Annotated in this window: 18 protein-coding genes; 12 read left to right on the top strand and 6 right to left on the bottom strand. The window is 65.7% G+C overall.

The window, feature by feature from the left end; genetic code table 11:
* The first annotated feature begins 2 nt into the window (after positions 1-2).
* A complete protein-coding gene (locus tag MH112_RS08400) occupies positions 3-890 on the top strand; it encodes a DUF817 domain-containing protein (RefSeq protein ID WP_296566432.1) in 888 nt (295 codons plus the stop codon).
* Between the two features lie 23 nt (positions 891-913).
* Here MH112_RS08400 and folE read toward each other — a convergent pair whose 3' ends face one another.
* Positions 914-1540, bottom strand: a complete 627-nt coding sequence (gene folE, locus MH112_RS08395; RefSeq protein WP_296566431.1) for a GTP cyclohydrolase I FolE — start codon at positions 1538-1540, stop codon at positions 914-916.
* 180 nt (positions 1541-1720) lie between these two features.
* Here folE and cysS point away from each other — a divergent pair, with 180 nt between their 5' ends.
* Genes cysS through MH112_RS08365 form a run of 6 tightly spaced genes read left to right on the top strand, consistent with a single transcriptional unit; the run spans position 1721 to position 7411 of the window.
* Positions 1721-3121, top strand: coding sequence for a cysteine--tRNA ligase (gene cysS / locus MH112_RS08390; RefSeq protein WP_296566428.1), 1401 nt, complete (start codon positions 1721-1723; stop codon positions 3119-3121).
* A 36-nt stretch (positions 3122-3157) separates the two neighbouring features.
* Positions 3158-3706, top strand: a complete 549-nt coding sequence (locus MH112_RS08385) for an SRPBCC domain-containing protein (RefSeq protein WP_296566426.1) — start codon at positions 3158-3160, stop codon at positions 3704-3706.
* 17 nt (positions 3707-3723) lie between these two features.
* Entirely contained in the window at positions 3724-4173 is a 450-nt protein-coding gene (locus MH112_RS08380; protein ID WP_296566423.1) for an iron-sulfur cluster assembly scaffold protein, read from the top strand.
* Between the two features lie 54 nt (positions 4174-4227).
* The gene (yidD, locus tag MH112_RS08375; protein ID WP_296566420.1) at positions 4228-4500 is read left to right on the top strand and encodes a membrane protein insertion efficiency factor YidD; all 273 of its coding nucleotides are present in this window, start codon (positions 4228-4230) and stop codon (positions 4498-4500) included.
* Complete coding sequence (gene thrS / locus MH112_RS08370) at positions 4497-6473, top strand: threonine--tRNA ligase (protein ID WP_296566417.1); 1977 nt, start codon at positions 4497-4499, stop codon at positions 6471-6473. The genes yidD and thrS overlap by 4 nt, the downstream gene beginning before the upstream one ends.
* Positions 6473-7411 carry a glycosyltransferase family 2 protein gene (locus tag MH112_RS08365; protein ID WP_296566414.1) on the top strand — a complete coding sequence of 313 codons (939 nt, stop codon included), beginning with the start codon at positions 6473-6475 and terminating at the stop codon, positions 7409-7411. Before thrS ends, MH112_RS08365 begins: the two co-directional genes overlap by 1 nt.
* On the opposite strand, the gene MH112_RS08360 is transcribed toward MH112_RS08365, so the two are convergent.
* Positions 7408-8316, bottom strand: a complete 909-nt coding sequence (locus MH112_RS08360) for a hydroxymethylglutaryl-CoA lyase (protein ID WP_296566411.1) — start codon at positions 8314-8316, stop codon at positions 7408-7410. The genes MH112_RS08365 and MH112_RS08360 overlap by 4 nt on opposite strands.
* Positions 8313-10010 carry a glycosyltransferase family 39 protein gene (locus MH112_RS08355; RefSeq protein ID WP_296566409.1) on the bottom strand — a complete coding sequence of 566 codons (1698 nt, stop codon included), beginning with the start codon at positions 10008-10010 and terminating at the stop codon, positions 8313-8315. The genes MH112_RS08360 and MH112_RS08355 overlap by 4 nt, the downstream gene beginning before the upstream one ends.
* Before the next feature lie 54 nt (positions 10011-10064).
* On the opposite strand from MH112_RS08355, the gene MH112_RS08350 reads away from it, so the two are divergent.
* The 3 genes from MH112_RS08350 to MH112_RS08340 all read left to right on the top strand — a co-directional run bounded on the left by MH112_RS08350 (position 10065) and on the right by MH112_RS08340 (position 11802).
* Positions 10065-10790 carry a glycosyltransferase family 2 protein gene (locus MH112_RS08350; protein WP_296566407.1) on the top strand — a complete coding sequence of 242 codons (726 nt, stop codon included), beginning with the start codon at positions 10065-10067 and terminating at the stop codon, positions 10788-10790.
* Between the two features lie 109 nt (positions 10791-10899).
* Complete coding sequence (locus MH112_RS08345; RefSeq protein ID WP_296566404.1) at positions 10900-11328, top strand: hypothetical protein; 429 nt, start codon at positions 10900-10902, stop codon at positions 11326-11328.
* A 165-nt stretch (positions 11329-11493) separates the two neighbouring features.
* On the top strand, positions 11494-11802 hold the full coding sequence (locus tag MH112_RS08340) for a helix-turn-helix transcriptional regulator (protein WP_296566392.1): 309 nt from the start codon (positions 11494-11496) through the stop codon (positions 11800-11802).
* Here the strand turns inward: MH112_RS08340 and MH112_RS08335 are convergent.
* From MH112_RS08335 to phaR, 3 genes are all read right to left on the bottom strand, one after another.
* Complete coding sequence (locus MH112_RS08335) at positions 11799-12131, bottom strand: hypothetical protein (protein ID WP_296566388.1); 333 nt, start codon at positions 12129-12131, stop codon at positions 11799-11801. The two genes, MH112_RS08340 and MH112_RS08335, sit on opposite strands and share 4 nt — an antisense overlap.
* Before the next feature lie 86 nt (positions 12132-12217).
* On the bottom strand, positions 12218-12556 hold the full coding sequence (locus MH112_RS08330; RefSeq protein ID WP_296566384.1) for a hypothetical protein: 339 nt from the start codon (positions 12554-12556) through the stop codon (positions 12218-12220).
* A gap of 33 nt (positions 12557-12589) precedes the next feature.
* Entirely contained in the window at positions 12590-13207 is a 618-nt protein-coding gene (gene phaR / locus MH112_RS08325; protein ID WP_296566382.1) for a polyhydroxyalkanoate synthesis repressor PhaR, read from the bottom strand.
* Between the two features lie 171 nt (positions 13208-13378).
* Here phaR and MH112_RS08320 point away from each other — a divergent pair, with 171 nt between their 5' ends.
* Together MH112_RS08320 and phbB are read left to right on the top strand one after the other, a co-directional pair.
* On the top strand, positions 13379-14554 hold the full coding sequence (locus MH112_RS08320; RefSeq protein WP_296566379.1) for an acetyl-CoA C-acetyltransferase: 1176 nt from the start codon (positions 13379-13381) through the stop codon (positions 14552-14554).
* 51 nt (positions 14555-14605) lie between these two features.
* Complete coding sequence (gene phbB, locus MH112_RS08315; RefSeq protein ID WP_296566377.1) at positions 14606-15331, top strand: acetoacetyl-CoA reductase; 726 nt, start codon at positions 14606-14608, stop codon at positions 15329-15331.
* The last annotated feature ends 9 nt before the right edge of the window (positions 15332-15340 follow it).

The following is a 15340-nucleotide window of genomic DNA, read 5'->3' as shown; positions in this document are numbered from 1 at the left end:
GCATGAATCTCAAGGATCAGATCAAGGCCAGGGTCATGGCCCTGGACGCCCGGGCCCGACCCTGGGCGGCGAGCTCCCGGTGGCATGCCCGGGCCTATGAGTTTCTGCTGTTTGGGCTGAAGCAGGCGTGGGCCTGTCTGTTTGCCGGGACGATGCTGGCTCTGCTGGTGGCCACCAGCTTCTGGTGGCCCGAGGGGGCGGCCCTGGCCCGCTACGACTTTCTGTTCGTCTCAGCCGTGCTGTTGCAGGTTCTCCTGCTGGTCACGGGCCTGGAGCGGCCCCGGGAGGCCCTGGTCATCGCGATCTTTCATGTCGTCGGCACGGCCATGGAGGTCTTCAAGACCACGCAGGGCTCCTGGACCTATCCGGAGGAGAGCCTGTTGCGCATTGGCGAGGTGCCGTTGTTCTCCGGCTTCATGTACGCCTGTGTCGGCTCCTTCATGGCCCGCATCATTCGGCTCATGGATATCCGGTTTGCGAACTATCCTCCGGTCTGGGCACCCTGGGTCCTGGCGGTGCTCGCCTATGCCAACTTCTTCACCCACCACTATGGGCCCGACATCCGTTGGGGGTTGTTCGCCTTTTCGGCGGTGATCTTTGGACGCACCTTTGTGGTCTATCGTCCCGATCAAAAGGACCGCCGGATGCCCCTCTTGCTGGCGGCGATCCTGACCGCCTTCTTCATCTGGATCGCGGAGAACCTGGGGACCTATGCCTCAGCCTGGGTCTATCCCGACCAGACCGACGGATGGGCACCGGTCTCCCTGGCCAAGATGGGCTCCTGGTACCTGTTGATGATGCTCAGCTTTGTCCTGGTGACCCTGGTCCATCCGCCGGAGCGGCTCGGCGCGGCGGTGGACAGGCCCACAGGGGACCGAGCCGCCGCCTGAAGCCCACCGCAGCCTGCCGGCCCTTAGCCCTTGTTGGCGAAGTCCAGGAACCGCTGGCGCAGACTGGCGTCGGTCTTGAAGACCCCAGTGAACTGGGTGGTGATGGTGCTCACATGGCGATGGTGCACGCCCCGCGTGGTCATGCACTGGTGCTGGGCGTCAATCAGGACGGCCACGCCCGCCGGGCGCAGGCTGTCGGTGATGGCGTCGGCGATCTGCTGGGTCATGGTCTCCTGGGTCTGGAGGCGCTTGGCGAAGATCTCCACCACTCGCACCAGCTTGGAGATGCCCACCACGCGATTGGTGGGCATGTAGGCCACATAGGCCTTGCCCAGGAAGGGGGCCATGTGATGCTCGCAGTGGCTCTCCACCTCGATTTCCCGGAGCATGACGATGTCGTCATAGCCCTGGACGTCCTCAAAGGTCCGCGACAGCTCCTTGGCCGGATCGGCACCATAGCCCTCGAACCAGTCGGCATAGGCGTCCACCACCCGCTTGGGCGTATCGATCACGCCCTCCCGGCGCGGGTCGTCACCGGCCCAGGCGATCAGGGTGCGAACCGCCGCCATGGCCTCTTCACGGGTCGGGCGGGCGAGGGGTTCCAGACCAGCTGGACCGTCCAGCTTCGCGTCGCGGGTGGGAGCGTCCATGGCTGATAAGGCTTTCTCTGTTCCTGAAGCGCGCTGACCGAGGGACCTTGGATGTGGCGCGCGGCAAACACCTGCGACGGACGCCAAAGCGCAGATGCGCCCCCTGTCTTCCGCCCCGGGCGGCCTATATATGGTGGCCAAACCCGAACGGGCAACCGTTCCCCAGCGTCAGTATGGTCAATGCCCCTCAGCCTCTATGACACCATGGCCCGCGAGAAGCGGCCCTTCGTCCCCGTCGATCCTCAGCGGGTGACGATGTATGTCTGCGGGCCGACGGTCTACAATTACGCTCACATCGGCAATGCCAGGCCTGTGGTGGTGTTCGACGTGCTGTTCCGCCTGCTGCGCCACACCTATGGCGAAGGAGCTGTGCTCTACGCTGCAAACGTCACCGACGTGGACGACAAGATCAACGCCAAGGCCCTGGCCGAGGGCGTGCCGATCGATGTCATCACCGATCGTTATCTGGGGATCTACAACCGCGACATGGCCACCCTCGGTGCCCTTCCGCCGACCTTCCAGCCCCGGGCCACCCAGACCATGGACGCGATCATCGCCATGATCGGTGTTCTGATCGACAAGGGCGCAGCCTATGCCGCCGAGGGCCATGTGCTGTTCAGCACGGGGGCCTATCCCGACTATGGCCAGCTCTCGGGCCGCAGTCTGGAGGATATGATCGCCGGCGCCCGGGTCGATGTGGCCCCCTATAAGCGCAACCCCGCCGACTTCGTGCTCTGGAAGCCTTCCAAGCCCGGCGAACCCATGTGGGACAGTCCCTGGGGCCAGGGCCGGCCCGGCTGGCACATCGAGTGCTCGGCCATGATCGAGCAGACCCTGGGCCTGCCCATCGACATTCATGGCGGCGGCAACGACCTGATCTTCCCCCACCATGAGAACGAGCTGGCCCAAGGGGTTTGCGCTGCCCATGGCTGCGAGGCCGGCCATGGCCAGGACTATGCCCGCTACTGGATGCACAACGGCTTCCTGAACTTTGGGGCCGAGAAGATGTCCAAGAGCCTGGGCAATGTGGTGCTGGTGCATGATCTGGTGAAGCAGACTCCGGGCGAGGCCGTCCGCTGGGCGCTGCTGGTGGGCCACTACCGCGCGCCACAGGAGTGGTCGGGGGATCTACTCGAGCAGTCGCGCAAGTCCCTGGACCGGTTGTATGGTGCCCTTCGGCGGGCTGCCGACCTCGCGCCTGGCCCCTGCGAGCCTGCGCCGCGCTTCCTCGCCGCCCTGGAAGACGACCTGAATACCGCCCAGGCCATGGCGGAGCTGTTCGTCCTGGCCTCGGTTCTGGAGACCGGCGATGAGGCGGCCCGGGTCAAGGCCAAGGGCGAGCTGCTGGCGTCAGGGGCACTGCTGGGGTTCCTCCAGGCCGACCCCGAAGTCTGGTTCCAGGGCGACGCCGATCCGCAGCTGAAGGCCCGGGTGGAGGCCCTGATCGCTAATCGGATCGCGGCGCGCACCGCCAAGGACTGGTCACGGGCCGATGCGATCCGTGATGAGTTGAACGCGCTGAATGTGGTGGTGATGGACTCCGCAGACGGGGCAACCTGGCGTCTGAAGGAACCCAGCTGAGATGGGCGGTCCGCATCCTTCCGGAGATTTGAGCTGATGATGGGCTTAAACAAAAGCGCCAATCCCCTGGCCGCCAGCCAGCTGACTCCATCCTTCCTGCCGAGCCTTGGCCGGGGCAAGGGGCCCTCTGGCCCCAAGGGCTTGAAGCTCGAGCACCGGATCGGTGTCCAGGCGCCGCCAGAGGTCCTGTGGGACCTGATCGCCGATCTTGGCACCTGGCCCGAGTGGAATCCCATCTACAGCCAGGCCTCCGGCGTGCTTTCCATCGGCGCGCCGCTTGAGCTCACACTGGCTCTGCCGGATTTGCCGCCCCGGTTTATCGAGCCGGTGGTGGTGGACTGGGTGCCCCATGAGCAATTGCTCTGGCGCACCAGCGTGGCCAGCGGCCTGGGGGCTGCCATTCGGTTCATTGAGATCGACCAGGTGGCAGATAACGCCTGCATTTTCTCCAATGGCGAGCTCTTTCAAGGCCTGCTGGGTCCTGCGGCGGCCCGGCGGGTGCAGCGGCCCTTGAAGAAAGGCTTCGCCGCCATGGGCGAGGCCTTGAAGGTCCGTGCCGAAGCCGCGTGGCGCGCGCAGTCATGAACCCCTAGATCTATCCCATGATCGACGACCTCTATTCCGCGCGTCTGCTCAAGCTGGCGGCCAATATGCCCCGGGCCGGCCGACTGTCTGCGCCGGACGGCAGCTCGGAAAAGGTCGCCAAGCTGTGCGGTAGCCGGGTAGTGGTTGATGTGGTCCTGGACGGCGACCAGGTGATCGACTTTGCCCAGGATGTGAAGGCCTGCGCCCTGGGTCAGGCCGCTGCCGCCGTGCTGGGAACCCATGTGGTCGGCGCAAGCCTGGCCGAGATCGAGATGGCCAGGGATGGCTTCCGTGCTATGTTGAAGGACGGCGCAGACGCGCCGGTTGGACGTTTTTCGGATCTCTCCATGCTCGCGCCGGTGAAGGACTATCCTGCCCGCCACGCCTCGACCCTTTTGGCGTTTGAGGCGACGGTCGACGCTGTCCAGAAGGCCCTGGCGCGAACTAGCCCCGCCGGCGCGGCTTGATTTGACCGCCCCCGCAACGTAATCGCTGCGAGCATTCGCAAGCCTGCGGCCGGCATGACCCCCTACGAAACCTGCGTCAGAGGCGCTCATCGCGCTTACAAGCTGACGCTGTCCCCCCTGATCGGACGCCACTGTCGCTTTTTGCCGACCTGTTCGGACTATGCGGCGCAGGCCCTGATCGATCACGGCCCCTGGCGCGGCTCCTGGCTTGCGGCGCGGCGGCTGTGCCGATGCAACCCCTGGGGCGGTTCGGGCTATGATCCGCCGCCTCCGCCGCCGGGCCGCTCCGATGAGCCGCCGGCGCGCAAATGGACGTGTGACACATGATCGAGCTCATTTTCCCCGACGGTTCCAAGCGGCCTTTCGAGGCGGGCATGACGGGCCGCCAGATCGCGGCGGGCATCTCCAAGTCTCTGGAGAAGAAGGCCGTGCTGGTGAAGCTGGAGGGACAGCTGCTGGACCTGGAGCGCCCGCTGCACGCTGGCGGGGCCTTCCAGATTCTCACGCGGGATGATCCTGAGGTTCTGGAGACCATCCGCCATGACGCCGCCCATGTGCTGGCCGAGGCGGTGCAGGAGCTGTTCCCCGGCACGCAGGTGACCATCGGCCCGTCCATCGAGGACGGCTTCTATTACGACTTCGCCCGGGACGAGCCTTTCAGCCTCGATGACTTCGCGGCGATCGAGGCCAAGATGCGCGAGATCGTTGAGCGCGATGAACCGATCCGCCGGGAGGTCTGGGACCGCAACCAGGCGATCGAGCATTTCCGCGGGATCGGCGAGGCCTATAAGGCCGAGATCATCGAGGACCTGCCTGAATCTGAGGAGATCAGCGTCTATTGGCAGGGTGCCTGGAAGGACCTCTGCCTGGGTCCGCACCTGCCCTCCACCAAACATGTGGGCAAGGCCTTCAAGCTGACCAAGCTGGCGGGCGCCTATTGGCGGGGGGATCACCGCAATGCCCAGCTGCAGCGCATCTATGGCACGGCCTGGGCTAGTGAGGCCGATCTTGCCGCCTATCTGGAACGGGTGGAGGAGGCCGAGCGCCGGGATCACCGCAAGATCGGCCGGGCCATGGACCTCTTCCATATCCAGGAAGAGGGCAAGGGCATGGTCTTCTGGCACGCCAAGGGCTGGACCCTCTACCGGACCGTGGAGGAATATATCCGCCGGCGTCTGACCAAGGACGGCTACGAAGAGGTCAAGACCCCGCAGATTCTGGACCGCTCCCTCTGGGAGGCCTCAGGCCACTGGGAGAAGTTCGGCGCCAATATGTTTGTCTGTGAGACCGCCGAGGGCGAGAGCCTGGCCGTCAAGCCGATGAACTGCCCCGGCCACGTCCAGATTTTCAATGTGGGCCAGAAGTCCTATCGAGACCTGCCCCTGCGCATGGCCGAGTTCGGTGCCTGCCACCGCTACGAACCATCTGGTGCGCTGCACGGGATCATGCGGGTGCGCGGCTTCACCCAGGACGATGCCCACATCTTCTGTCGGGAAGACCAGGTCGAGGAGGAGACCAAGCGGTTCGTGCGCCTGCTGAACTCCGCCTATGCCGATTTCGGCCTGGAGCTGCATTCGGTGAAGCTCGCGCTTCGCCCAGACCTGCGGGCTGGCACCGACGAGGTCTGGGATATTGCCGAGAGCAAGCTGGAGCGGGCCGCCCGTCAGGCGGTGAACATGGGGGTCGAGCATCTTCCGGGGGAAGGGGCCTTCTATGGTCCGAAGCTGGAATTCCACCTGCGCGACGCCATTGGCCGGACCTGGCAGTGCGGCACCCTGCAGCTGGACTTCGTTCTACCAGATCGCCTGGACGCCGAATACGTGGCCGAGGATGGCTCCAAGCAGCGACCGGTGATGCTGCACCGGGCGATCGCCGGTTCGATGGAGCGTTTCATCGGCATGCTGATTGAGAACTATGCCGGTGCCTTCCCGCTCTGGCTCGCGCCCACCCAGATTGTGGTGGCGACGATCACCTCGGACGCCGATGACTTCGCCCGGGCGGCAGCGGCCAAGTTCAAGGCTGCGGGCCTGCGGGTTGAAACCGACCTGCGCAATGAGAAGATCAATTACAAGATCCGCGAGCACAGCCTGACCAAGACCCCGGTGATTGCCGTGATCGGTCGTCGGGAAGCTGAAGAGGGCAAGGTCGCCCTTCGGCGACTAGGCTCCCAGGGCCAGGAGATCCTTACCCTCGACGAGGCGGTCTTGCGACTTGCCACCGAGGCGCTTCCGCCCGATGTTGAGCGGGAAGCTCGGGACGAGGCGGATTCGTGGGGGTCCGCCGAGGCCGTGGAGGCTTGATGAACGATATCCGCACATCGTTTGTGGCGGTCGAAGCCGTCGCGTCGCCGAATGATGTCGCGCCCCGCGCGCGCCTGTCTGTGATCATGGTTGTCTATATGACCGGGGAGGCCCTCGCTCAGAGCCTGGCCTGTGTCCTGGCCGATCACGAGGTCAGCGAGTTTATCGTGGTCGATAACGGGTCAGACCCCGATGAGACCGCAATTCTCGATGACCTAGCCAAGCGTCATGCGCGACTGCGGCTGGTCCGCGGCCAGGGCAATGTCGGTTTCGCCCGCGGTGCCAATCTCGGTGCCCGCACAGCCACCGGTGATGTGCTGATCTTCCTCAACCCCGACGCCTTCCTGCAGCCGGGGGGCGCCCAGGCCCTGGCCAAGGCGGTTCTGGAGGGCGATCCCCTGCGTCTGGTGGGCGGCAGAGTCTTGAACGCAGATCGTACCGAACAGCGGGGGGCCCGCCGCGGAGAGATCACCCCTCTGGCCGCGCTCCTGTCCCTCAGCGGGCTCACCCGCCGGACCCCGGCCTTGCGGCGCTATGAAGTCCATTGGGAAAATGAGGCCGCGCCGGACGCCCTTTGTCCGGTGCCGACCATTTCCGGTGCCTTCTTCGCCATCCGCCGCACCGGCTATCTCAGTCTCGGTGGTTTCGACGAGGGCTATTTCCTGCACGTGGAGGACATCGACCTCTGCTGGCGGGTGCGTGAGGCCGGCGGCCAGGTGATGTTCCATCCCAAGGCTGAGGTGGTTCATCTGGGCCATACGAGCCGGGCCAGCCCTTTGCGGGTTGAACTTTACAAGGGTCTCGGCCTCGCTCGCTATTTCCGCAAACGGGCCCATGGCCTGGGCGAGGCGATTGCGGCCTGGCTGCTCTGGCCCCTGGTGGTCGGCGCGGCGGTGGTCCGGCCGCTCCTGTGGCGGCTAACTGGACGGGTGGCCTAGGCACCAATCTTCGGAAATCCGCCCGCCCGGCTGACCGAGGCGGCCGGGGGCTTGCCGAGCTGGGCTGAGACCCACCGGGCGGTCTCGATCAGGACGTCCAGGTCATAGCCGGTCTCGAACCCGGCCCGCTCCAGCATGTAGACCAAGTCTTCGGTGCCGATATTCCCGGTGGCGTCCGGGGCAAACGGGCAACCGCCTAAGCCGCCGCAACTGGCGTCCAGAACATCCACTCCAGCGTCCACGGCGGCAAACGCATTGGCCAATCCGGTATTGCGGGTGTCATGGAAATGCACCCGCAGGGTTGCGGCTGGCGCAGCGGCGCGAACGGCTGAAATCCGTTCACGGACGGTCCAAGGGTCGGCAACGCCGATCGTATCAGCCAGGGCGATCTCCCTGACCCCAAGCTCAGCCGCCGCCTTGGCCAGGGCGACCACCTGGGCGGTACTGACCTCCCCGTCAAAGGGACAGCCAAAGGCCACGGACAGGGTCATCGAAAGGGTCGGCCTGCCGTCAATCTTCTGGCGCTCGACAATGGTGGCCAGCGTGTCCATCTGCTCTGCCGTGGTGGCACCCTGGTTACGGATCCCGAACCCGTCTGTGGCGCAGACCACCACATTGGCCTCCGCGCAGGCCGCAGCCACGGCGCGATCCCAGCCCCTGGCATTCAGCACAAGTCCGATGGGGGAGAAGCCTGTTTCTGCCGGCAGGGCAGCCATGATTTCCTCGGCACCGGCCATCTGCGGAACCCGGTGCGGATTGACGAAGGAGACGGTCTCGATGCGTCGGGCGCCTGCGGCCCGCAGGCGGGTGATGAACTCAACCTTCTGGTCGGTGGACAGCAGCACCTTCTCGTTCTGCAGCCCGTCCCTGGGCCCGACCTCGACGATCTCCAGTCTTCGACTCACGGCCGTATCTCCCGCATCCCTGGCGCGTCTGGGCGAGGGGCGTCATTGACATAGATTCGCAGGCTGACAGGCCGGCCCTTGGAATAGTTCAGACCCTCAACCTGGCGGACCATGCGCACCCTGAGTCCCCGGGCGTCCAGGGCGGCCCGAAAGGCCGTCTCCTGTGCAGACTCCACCACAGCCGGGCGGAAGGTGGCGATGGCTTGGGCCGCGTCAGCGGCATCTCCCAGATGGGTAGGGGTGCCCAGGGCGAAAACGAGGCTCGGCTCCGCGTAGCCCGCGACAGCCACCGGTGACGCCGCCATGCCCTGGCGGGGCAGCAGGCGCTCAGACTCCAGGATCGTCGCCACCCGGTCCGAAGACCAAAGGGGCGCAAGGCCTGGGGCCAGGCCTGCGGCCAGCGCGCCGTGGCCCAGGATCGCCAGGACCATGGCCGTGATGATGGCGCTGTGCGGTGCCTGATTGAACAGCATGAAGCCCCCGATCAGACCTGCTGCTGCCAGCAGCCCCCCTGCGGCGGCGGCGGCGGTCACATCGGCGCCGGCCCCAAACCGCGACAGCAGGACAAAGCAGATGCCCGCCAGGATGAGGCCTGCCAGCGCCCCAAGCCCTGCGCCTGCCATCCGCGCCCTTGGGCCGAGCGGATCCCGCAAGGCTGCCGCCGCCAGCCAGGCCAGGGCACCGTAGAGGGGCAGGGGGTAGTGAACGAGCTTTGTGGGGGTCAGCTCGAAGACGATCCAGGCCGGAATCAGCCAGCAGAGGGCAAAGCGCACCCCCGGCTCATGCCGTCTCGTCCAGCCCACCACCAGCGCAGCAGGGATCAGCAGGGTCATGGGAAAGGCCATCAGGCCAAGGCCCAGCAGATGATAGCCCGGCAGACCGCCATGGGTCTCGTGCCCCCCTGTCAGCTTGGGGGCCAGGTCGCCCATGATCGCGGTGCTCCAGAACGCCCCGTCAGTGGCTACCGTCACCGCCCAGGCCCAGGGCCCCACCACCGCCAGCAGGACGATCGGCCCCCAGCTGAGACCCAGGCCTTTCAGCCAGTCGATCCGCCGTTCCGAGGCGATCAGCGCCAGGGCTGTGAGGCCGACCACCATCGGTCCCACGGGACCCTTGACCAGAAGCGCCCCCGACAGGCCAAGCCAGAACAGAAGCCGGGTGCGCCATCCGATCTCGGGGCCGTCGCGGGCTGACCCATAGATTCTGGCGAGCGCGGCCATGGCCAGGACGATCATCCCGCACAGGACGGCATCAGTTTTGGCGATGAAGGCTTCGGTGGACAGGAGCAGAGTCGAGCCCAGCAGCGCTCCGGCCATCAGGCCGGCCGGCGCACCAAAGAACGCCGCTGCGCCCCAGGCGCAGGCCGCTGCGGCCAGCATGGCCCCCAGAAGCGAAGGCAGGCGGTAGGCCCAGATCTCCCGGTCCTCCACCGCCGAGGTGGCTGTAACGCTCAGGGCCTGCAGCCAGTGGATCCCCACCGGTTTCTTGAAGCGCGGCTCGTCCTGGAACCGGATGACCACGAAGTCGCCGGTTTCCAGCATCTGGGCGGTGGCCTGGGCGAATCGCGACTCATCACGATCCAGGGGCGGCATGGCGAAAACCCCGGGCAGGCCCGCGATCAGGGCCAGGAGGGCGGCGAAGACCGGGCCCCGCCAGCCCTGGCTCGCCCACTGAAGACTGGACTGAAAGGTCATGGGCAAGGTGATAGCACGATCTTTCGCAGGCCGAGTTTTCCGCTATTGAGGGGGATGCTCCCAACTCCTGACATTTCCGTGGTCGTCCCTGTCTTTGACGAGGAAGGCGCTGCGCCGGCCCTGGCCCGGGAGATTGCTACGGCTTTTGCGAGCCGTCAGGTGGAGATCATCTTTGTCGATGACGCTAGCCGGGACGGGACATTGTCGGTTCTGAGCGCGCTCAAGGCTGAGCTGCCACAGCTGCGAATTCTGAAGCATCGGCGTAATTCCGGCCAGAGCCGCGCCATCCGCACAGGGGTCATGGCCGCCCGGGCGCCGGTGATCGTCACCCTGGACGGGGACGGCCAAAACGATCCAGCCGATGGTCCAGCCCTGGTCGACGCCCTGGCTGCTGGAGGTCCTGACCTGGCCATGGTCGGCGGGGAGCGGACCAAGCGCCAGGACAGCCAAGCCAAGAAGATCGCCTCTCGCCTGGGCAATGGGGTGCGCAAGCGCCTGTTGGGCGATACGGCCAATGACACCGGCTGTGGGCTCAAGGCCTTCCGGCGACATGCCTTCCTCGAACTGCCCTATTTCGATCATATCCACCGCTACCTCCCAGCTCTGATGCTGCGGGAAGGCTATCAGGTGGCTTTCCAGCCAGTTGGGCACAGGCATCGGCAGACCGGGGCCTCGAAATACACCAACCTCGGCCGGCTTTGGGCCTCGGCCTCGGACCTGCTCGGTGTGATCTGGCTGCAGAGCCGCTCCCGCCACCCTGAGGGGGTGGACGAAGTCTAGGCCAGGGGCCTTTGGGCTTACCCAGGACGACGGACGCTTCCCGCAGCTTGGCCCAAGGGGTTAAGGTTGAAGCCGACCTTTCAGGTCCATGGGGGGAGAACCATTGCGCATGTTCGCCGCATTTCCGCTGCTGGCCCTGCCAGTGCTGGTCTACAATCTCGTCGCCCTGACTATGGACGGCGGCTTCACGGCGGTGGACGCCCATGCCCGAATGACCGAGGGCCTGTTCACCATCCGCATGGCGTCGAATGTGGACTGGCCAGTGACGCTGGGGGACCTGTTCCTGGCCTCGGCCCTGGTGGTGCTGTTCATCGAGCTCTTGAAGTCCACCACCAGCCGCCGGGTGGCGATCGTCAATCACGCCCTGTCGATGATCCTGTTTGTGGTCTGCCTGATCCAGTTTCTGCTGGCGCCGGCGTTCGCCACCTCGACCTTCTTCCTGATTACCCTGATGGTGGTGCTCGACGTGCTGGCAGGCTTCATCGTCACCATCGTCGCCGCCCGCCGGGACATCGATTTCTCCGGCAACGACGCCTGAGTGAAATTGCGTCTCAGGTCAGGGCGGTGAAGATCAGGGTCACCAGGGTGATGTCGAAAACGCGGGTGGCCAGGGCCAGCATGGGACGCAGAACCTTGAGAGACGCACAAAGGGTTAGCCTCGGTTAAGCAAGACCGGCGCCAGTTCGGAGGTTTGTGAGAGTCTGTGGCCCTGTTTTTCGATGCCCAGTGGTTTGACGCCCAATTGGCGCAACGCGGCCTGTCCCGCCGGGTGCTGGCGGCCGCTGCGGGCATGAGCGAGGCCGACCTCGCCCTGGCCTATAAGGACCAGAGAGAACTTTCCGCCGACGAGGTAGGCAGTTTTGCCGAAGTTCTGGGTGTTAGCCCGGCCGAAATCGCCCGGCAGGCGGGCATCTCCACCCCTGTCCCTGGCGGGGGACCCGAGGCCCGGCTTGCGGCGCTGGAACGACGGGTGGCTGCGCTTGAGGCCGAGATCGCGCGGTTTAAGGCTTAGATCTCTGTGCGGGTCAGGCCGCCCTTGCGCGCCCGGCGATCGGCCCGGCCGGAGAATTCGGTCTGGGTATAGGCGCTGCGGGCAGCGTTCAGGGTCGGCGGCCCGCCGCGCAGGCCACGCTTCTGTTCGCCTTCGCTCATGACATGGGCCGTGAAAATGGCCGGGCCGCCGGCGGTGATGGTCGGCGCGGGCTGGTCGGGAAGGGTCTGGGACACCGGAACCGGCAGGTTCCGATGTTCCTGCGGGGCGCTCGCATGGACTCGATCGGTCTGCCGCCGCAGCCGGCGCAGGCGGGCGACCTGACGGATGGGATCGACGGACGAGGTCACGGGCGCGCGCTCCTTCTCGGGTCAGGGCGGAACACCCTGACGCGGCTATCCTTAAGGAACGCAAAAAGGGTGCCGCGTTTTCTGACCTAAGCCGAGAGGCTATCGTGGGCCGCCTTCACCGGCGATCGGAGCTCATCGCTGGGAATCTGCTCCATAGACTTGAAGTTGAAGCAGGACTTGCCCTGCATCCGCGCCCGGAGCTCCGGGCTCAGTCCCTGCAGCAATTCTGGCCTTGTGTAGACCGGGAACAAGTGGACGGCGACGTAGCTGGCCTTGGCCTGAACGGCGGCAAACAGCTGTGGCTTGGCCGAGGATAACCGCTCCTCCAGATAGAGGTGGGTCGGCGTGTCGATCTTGATCTCGTGGTGCGCAGCATAGGGGCGTAGCAGCGCCGCAAGCTGATCGAAGACGGCCTCGCGGCTCATGCCCCCTCCCGGTTGATCACGCCTTTGCCGCGCCTAGTCCTTTGACGCCAGCTTGTTGATCTGGGCCTGCATGGCGGCCAGCTGATCCTGGAGAGCCTTCAGGGTCTCGTCGGGCGCGCCTGGAGCTTCAGTGGCGGACTCAGGTCGCGGCGTGGTCTCCTCGCCCTTGCCTGGCGCATAGGCAAACGGGGTGAACATCTTCATCGCCCGGTCGAACATGGCCAGGTTCTGGCGGATCTGGTCGTCATAGGCGCCCAGGGGCGTGGCCTGGCCGATCTGGGTGAACTGGCTGCGCATCCGCTCCTGCTGCTGGGCGAAGGTGGCCAGGGACAGCTCCAGATAGCTCGGCAGGAAGGCCTCCATGGAATTGCCATAGAAGCCGATCAGCTGGCGCAGGAACTGGATGGGCAGCAGGCTCTGACCCTGGCTCTCTTCCTCGAAGATGATCTGGGTCAGCACCGTGCGGGTGATGTCGTCATTGGTCTTGGCGTCATAGACCACGAAGTCGACGCCCTGCTTCACCATATCGGCCAGGTGCTCCAGGGTGACGTAGGAGCTTGAGGCGGTGTTGTAGAGCCGGCGGTTCGCATACTTCTTGATGATGACGCGATCGCCACCGCCCTTCTTGCCGGTGTCCTTCGTCTCGGCCATAGCGAATCCTCTCGTCTTTTCCGTGCGCAGCGTCCGCTACAGCCGGTCTTTGCGGCGCAGTATCGCGGATGCGAGGGAAATCGCAAATCCTGCGCGGGTCTGCGGTCAGTCTTGCCCAATCCATCCATCCCCCTGATAGATAGCCAGGCAATGCCAGGGAGATGGGGTTCTATGACCGAAGTGGTAATCGTCGCGGCCGCCCGCACGCCGGTAGGCTCGTTCAATGGGGCGCTCTCCAGCCTGCCCGCCCATGAGCTTGGCCGCGTGGCCATTACCGCCGCCATCGCGCGCGCCGGCCTTTCGCCGGCCGATATCGATGAGGTGATCCTGGGCCAGGTGCTGCAGGCTGGCGCTGGCCAGGGGCCGGCCCGTCAGGCCGCGATGGCCGCAGGCATTCCCGCCGCCGCGCCCGCCTGGAGCCTCAATCAGCTCTGTGGCTCTGGCCTGCGCGCCGTGGCCCTCGCCGCCCAGCAGGTGGCCGAAGGGTCTGCAAAGATTGTCGTCGCCGGCGGTCAGGAGAGCATGAGCCAGGCGCCCCACGCCGCCCACCTGCGTTCGGGTCAGAAGATGGGCGACTTGGCCTTTGTCGACACCATGATCAAGGATGGCCTCTGGGACGCTTTCCACGGCTATCACATGGGCCAGACTGCGGAGAACATCGCCGCCCGCTGGCAGATCACTCGGTCTGACCAGGACGATTTCGCCGTCGCCTCGCAGAATCGCGCCGAGGCCGCCCAGAAGGCCGGCAAGTTCACGGGCGAGATCGCGCCGGTCACCATCAAGGGCCGCAAGGGCGACACCGTCGTCGACCAGGACGAATACATCCGCCATGGGGCCACCCTCGACAGCGTGTCTGGCCTGCGTCCGGCCTTCACCAAGGACGGCTCGGTCACGGCGGCCAATGCCTCGGGCCTGAACGACGGGGCCGCAGCCCTGGTGGTCATGAGCGCCGATGAGGCCAAGGCCCGGGGCCTGACCCCGCTCGCCCGTATCGCCTCCTGGGCCAATGCCGGGGTCGAGCCAGAGATCATGGGCACCGGCCCGATCCCTGCCAGCCGCAAGGCTCTGGAACGCGCCGGCTGGAGCGTGGCTGACCTGGACCTCGTGGAATCCAATGAGGCCTTTGCCGCCCAGTCCATCTGCGTGGTGCGCGAGCTGGGCCTCGATCCAGCCAAGGTCAATGTGAACGGCGGGGCCATCGCCATTGGTCACCCCATCGGCGCCTCAGGCGCGCGCATCCTGACCACCCTGCTGCATGAGATGCAGCGCTCGGGCGCGTCCAAGGGTCTGGCGACCCTGTGCGTCGGCGGCGGTATGGGCGTGGCCATGTGCGTCGAAAAAGTTTGAGCTAGGGGGCGTTCAAGCCCCCAGCGACATTGGGAACAGGGGAGGCAAGCTATGGCCAGAGTGGCATTCGTCACCGGAGGCACCCGGGGTATCGGCCGGGCGATCAGTCAACGCCTGAAGAGCGACGGTTTCCTGGTCGCCGCTGGCTATTCCGGCAATGAGGCTGCGGCCGAGGCCTGCGCCCGCGAGCTCGACATCATGGTGGTGAAGGGCAATGTGGGCGTCTTCGCCGACTGTCAGGCCGCCGTGGCCAAGGTGGCCGCTGAGCTTGGACCGGTGGATGTGCTGGTCAACAATGCCGGCATCACCCGGGACGGCTTCTTCCACAAGATGGACTCCGAGCAGTGGTCCGACGTCATCCGGGTTAATATGGACTCCCTGTTCAACATGACCCGTCAGGTGATCGAGGGCATGCGTGAGCGCGGCTGGGGCCGGATCATCAACATCTCCTCCATCAACGGCCAGAAGGGCCAGGTGGGCCAGACCAACTACTCTGCCGCGAAGGCTGGCATGATCGGCTTTTCCAAGGCCCTGGCTCTGGAGAATGCCCGCAAGGGGGTGACGGTGAACTGCATCGCCCCAGGCTATATCGACACCGAGATGGTCACCGCCGTGCCGGAAGAGGTGCTGAAGGGCATCATCAGCCAGATTCCCGTCGGCCGCCTGGGCCGTGGCGAGGAGATCGCCGACATGGTGGCCTTCCTGGCTGGGGAACATGCCGGCTATGTGACCGGCTCCACCCTGTCGCTGAACGGCGGCCAGTACATGGCGGGCTGAATCCGGGTC

It is taken from the genome of Phenylobacterium sp. (genome assembly GCF_022402485.1).
Taxonomy (GTDB): Bacteria; Pseudomonadota; Alphaproteobacteria; order Caulobacterales; family Caulobacteraceae; genus Phenylobacterium.
The sequence above is the reverse complement of the archived record's forward strand: the minus strand, read 5'-3'. Positions and strand labels throughout refer to the sequence as shown.

What these genes read in the sequence shown, in the direction of transcription:
- MH112_RS08400 (WP_296566432.1), top strand. Translation starts at nt 3, where the DNA reads ATGAATCTCAAGGATCAGATCAAGGCCAGGGTCATGGCCCTGGACGCC.
- folE (WP_296566431.1), bottom strand. Translation starts at nt 1,540, where the DNA reads ATGGACGCTCCCACCCGCGACGCGAAGCTGGACGGTCCAGCTGGTCTG.
- cysS (WP_296566428.1), top strand. Translation starts at nt 1,721, where the DNA reads ATGCCCCTCAGCCTCTATGACACCATGGCCCGCGAGAAGCGGCCCTTC.
- MH112_RS08385 (WP_296566426.1), top strand. Translation starts at nt 3,158, where the DNA reads ATGATGGGCTTAAACAAAAGCGCCAATCCCCTGGCCGCCAGCCAGCTG.
- MH112_RS08380 (WP_296566423.1), top strand. Translation starts at nt 3,724, where the DNA reads ATGATCGACGACCTCTATTCCGCGCGTCTGCTCAAGCTGGCGGCCAAT.
- yidD (WP_296566420.1), top strand. Translation starts at nt 4,228, where the DNA reads ATGACCCCCTACGAAACCTGCGTCAGAGGCGCTCATCGCGCTTACAAG.
- thrS (WP_296566417.1), top strand. Translation starts at nt 4,497, where the DNA reads ATGATCGAGCTCATTTTCCCCGACGGTTCCAAGCGGCCTTTCGAGGCG.
- MH112_RS08365 (WP_296566414.1), top strand. Translation starts at nt 6,473, where the DNA reads ATGAACGATATCCGCACATCGTTTGTGGCGGTCGAAGCCGTCGCGTCG.
- MH112_RS08355 (WP_296566409.1), bottom strand. Translation starts at nt 10,010, where the DNA reads ATGACCTTTCAGTCCAGTCTTCAGTGGGCGAGCCAGGGCTGGCGGGGC.
- MH112_RS08350 (WP_296566407.1), top strand. Translation starts at nt 10,065, where the DNA reads ATGCTCCCAACTCCTGACATTTCCGTGGTCGTCCCTGTCTTTGACGAG.
- MH112_RS08345 (WP_296566404.1), top strand. Translation starts at nt 10,900, where the DNA reads ATGTTCGCCGCATTTCCGCTGCTGGCCCTGCCAGTGCTGGTCTACAAT.
- MH112_RS08330 (WP_296566384.1), bottom strand. Translation starts at nt 12,556, where the DNA reads ATGAGCCGCGAGGCCGTCTTCGATCAGCTTGCGGCGCTGCTACGCCCC.
- phaR (WP_296566382.1), bottom strand. Translation starts at nt 13,207, where the DNA reads ATGGCCGAGACGAAGGACACCGGCAAGAAGGGCGGTGGCGATCGCGTC.
- MH112_RS08320 (WP_296566379.1), top strand. Translation starts at nt 13,379, where the DNA reads ATGACCGAAGTGGTAATCGTCGCGGCCGCCCGCACGCCGGTAGGCTCG.
- phbB (WP_296566377.1), top strand. Translation starts at nt 14,606, where the DNA reads ATGGCCAGAGTGGCATTCGTCACCGGAGGCACCCGGGGTATCGGCCGG.